We start from the raw sequence: 3,142 nt of genomic DNA, 5'->3' as shown, positions 1-3,142 counted from the left end.
ATGTCTTCGGCGTGGTCACGGGTGCGTGAGCCGGCGCCGGTGATCGGCCTCCGACAGCCCGCCCCACCGCCGTGCAGCTCCCGGTGGGCCAGGGCGTGGACGGCGACCCGCTCGCGCTGCTGCCGTAGCGGGAGGACTCCTCGTCGGCGGGGAAGAACACCTCGGTGCTGATCACGGTGGTCGCTCCCTTCCCGGTCGCTCTGCTGTCGGCTCTCAGAGTCGCGGGGAAGGCGCCTGGTCCGCGTCGGTAAAAATCCCTTATCCCGTCACCGACCCTGGCGCGGGAGAGGCTGGCATCTTGACGACCCGGTGCTGCCCGCGCGCTTCGCGTCGGTGACAATTACCGGATAGGCGCCGTGTCGGCGCCAGGGGAGGACCAGGCGATGCTCGTGGGACGGCGCGCCGAGCAGGCGTCGCTCGAGCAGCTGCTGGCTCGGGCGCAGGGCGGCGACAGCGGAGTGTTGGTGGTGCGCGGGGAAGCCGGCATCGGCAAGTCCGCCCTCCTGCAGCACATGCGGGAGACCGCCGTGGCGGCGGGATTCGGGGTTCAGGACGCGGCCGGGGTGGAGGCCGAGGCAGAGTTCGCGTTCGCGGGCCTGCACCAGTTGTGCGCCCCGTTCCTGGCGCGGGCGGTCGAGCTGCCCGAGCCGCAGCAGGCCGCGCTCGGGGTGGCGTTCGGGCTGCGCGAGGGTGCTGCGCCGGACCGGTTCCTGGTGGGGTTGGCGGTGTTGAGCCTGTTGGCCGAGAACGGGCCGTTGCTGTGTGTGGTCGATGATGCGCAGTGGCTCGATCAGGCGTCTGCGCAGGTTCTGGCTTTCGTGGCCCGGCGGGTGGGGGCCGAGCGGGTGGTGATGGTGTTTGCGCTGCGCGATCCCGGTGTGACCGACGTCGAGGCGTTCAGCGGGTTGCCGGAACTGCGCCTGACGGGGCTGGGGGCCTCCGATGCCCAGACGCTGCTGGCCACCGCGGTCCGCGCACCACTGGACGATGTGGTGCGCGACCGGATCGTAGCCGAGGCGCGCGGCAATCCGCTGGCGTTGTTGGAGCTACCCCGGGGTGCTCCGGCGGTGCAGTTCGCGGGCGGGTTCGAGCTGCCGGACGTGGTGAGCGTTCCGCGCCGGATCGAGGACGGCTTTCGGCGCCGCGCGAACAGCCTGCCTGCCGACGCGCGGATGCTGCTGGTGGTTGCCGCGGCCGAGCCGACCGGGGACGCGGCGTTGCTGTGGCGCGCGGCCGCGGAGCTGGGGATCGCCCGCGAGGCGGCTGCGCCCGCGGAGGCCGCCGGGCTGCTGGAGTTCGACTTCCGTGTGCGGTTCCGGCACCCGCTGGTGCGCTCGGCGGTCTACCGGGCGGCCACACCGACCGACCGGCGCCGTGCGCACGGCGCGCTGGCCGCCGTCACCGACCAGCAGGCCGATCCGGACCGGCGTGCCTGGCACCGCGCGCAGGCGGTGGTGGGCACTGATGAGGACGCCGCCGCGGAGCTGGAGCGTTCGGCCGGACGGGCCCGCGCCCGCGGCGGGTTGGCCGCCGCGGCGGCGTTCCTGAAGCGTGCGGCCGAGCTGACCCCTAGGCCGGCCGTCCGGGCGGAACGGGCCCTGGAAGCTGCGCACGCCAAGCACGAGGCCGGTGCGTCCGAGGCCCTGGAGCTGCTGACGGTCGCCGCGGCCGGGCCGTTGGACGCCGTGGCGCAGGCCCGCCTAGAGCTGCTGCATGCTCGGATCGCGTTCCACGAGGCAAGGGGCGGCGAGGGGCCGCGGATGCTGCTGGACGCCGCCAAGAGCCTCGCCCCGCTGGACCCGGCGCTGTCCCGGGAGACCTACCTGGACGCGCTCGATGCGGCGATCGTTACTGGCGACCGCGGACCCGGCGGCGGCGTGCGTGCGGTGGCCGACGCAGCCCGGGCCGCGCCCGCACCACCGGAGTCGCCGAGGCCCGTGGATCTGTTGCTCGACGGGCTGGTGACGACGTTCACGCAGGGCTACGCGGCAGGAGTGCCCGGGCTGCGGCGGGCGTTGGACGCCTTCAATCGTCACGAGCGGGACGATCATGCCGTGAACGACGGCGACGACCGCCGCTGGCTGTGGCTGGCCGGCCGGACCGCGATGTCGGTCTTCGACGACCAGATGGTGCACGCGCTGGCCGCTCGTCATGTCCGGCTGGTCAGGGAAGCCGGCGCGCTGGCCACGCTCCCGGCAGCACTGCTCGTCCAGTCCGTCATGCTGGTGCTCTCCGGTGACTTCTCCCGGGCCGCCGAGCAGACCGCGATCGCCGCCGCGACCAGAACTGTGCCCGTGCTCCACGGCCAGCTCATCCTGGCTGCCTGGCGCGGCCGCTCGGACGAGACCACCGAGGTCCACGCGACCATGGTCCGGGAAGCGGCTGGACGTGGGGGCCGAACTGAGGACTTCCTGGCGCAGTACGCCATGGCGGTGCTGCACAACGGTCTGGGCGACTACCCGGCGGCTCTGGTCGCTGCGACGCGGGCTTTCGAGTCCGACGAGCTGACCCACAGCAACCTGGCCCACTCCGAGCTCATTGAAGCGGCATGCCGTAGCGGCCGGCCGGAGCGTGCGACCGCTGCGCTGGACCAGCTCAGCTCACGGGCGCTGGCCAGCGGCACCCCGTGGGGGCTCGGGCTGGCAGCGCGCTCACGGGCATTGGTCAGTACCGGCCCGGCCGCCGAGGAGTACTACCGCGAGGCGATCGAGCAGCTACGAAACTGCCGAGTGGCCACCCAGCTGGCCCGGACTCATCTCGTCTATGGCGAGTGGCTACGCCGCGAGGGCCGCCGCCAAGGCGCCCGCCAGCAGCTCCGCACCGCCCACCAGATGCTGTCGGACATGGGTGCGGAAGCGTTCGCCGCACGCGCCGCCCGCGAGCTGCGCGCCACCGGCGAGCACCCACGCAGCCGGTCCGCCCAGCCCTCGGACGCGCTCACAGCACAGGAGCTGACGATCGCCCGGCTGGTAGCTACCGGGGCGACCTCCCGGGAGGTCGGCGCACAGCTGTTCTTGAGCCCGCGCACCATTGAGGCCCACCTCCGCAGCATCTTCCGCAAGCTGAGCATCACCTCCCGGCGACAGCTGCGGGACCTGCGGCTTCCCTGACGGGCTGGCAGCGTGCGTGCCATGTCGCGGTA

At 73.1% G+C, this 3,142-nt stretch carries 1 protein-coding gene; it reads left to right on the top strand.

Going from position 1 to position 3,142, the window contains the following annotated elements; genetic code table 11:
• Positions 1-383: 383 nt before the first annotated feature.
• The gene (locus ACFV2X_RS55445; protein WP_385631916.1) at positions 384-3,110 is read left to right on the top strand and encodes an ATP-binding protein; all 2,727 of its coding nucleotides are present in this window, start codon (positions 384-386) and stop codon (positions 3,108-3,110) included.
• Positions 3,111-3,142 lie beyond the last annotated feature (32 nt).

Origin of the sequence: Streptomyces sp. NPDC059679 (assembly GCF_042734105.1) — a bacterium.
Lineage (GTDB): Bacteria > Actinomycetota > Actinomycetes > Streptomycetales > Streptomycetaceae > Streptomyces.
The sequence above is the reverse complement of the archived record's forward strand: the minus strand, read 5'-3'. Positions and strand labels throughout refer to the sequence as shown.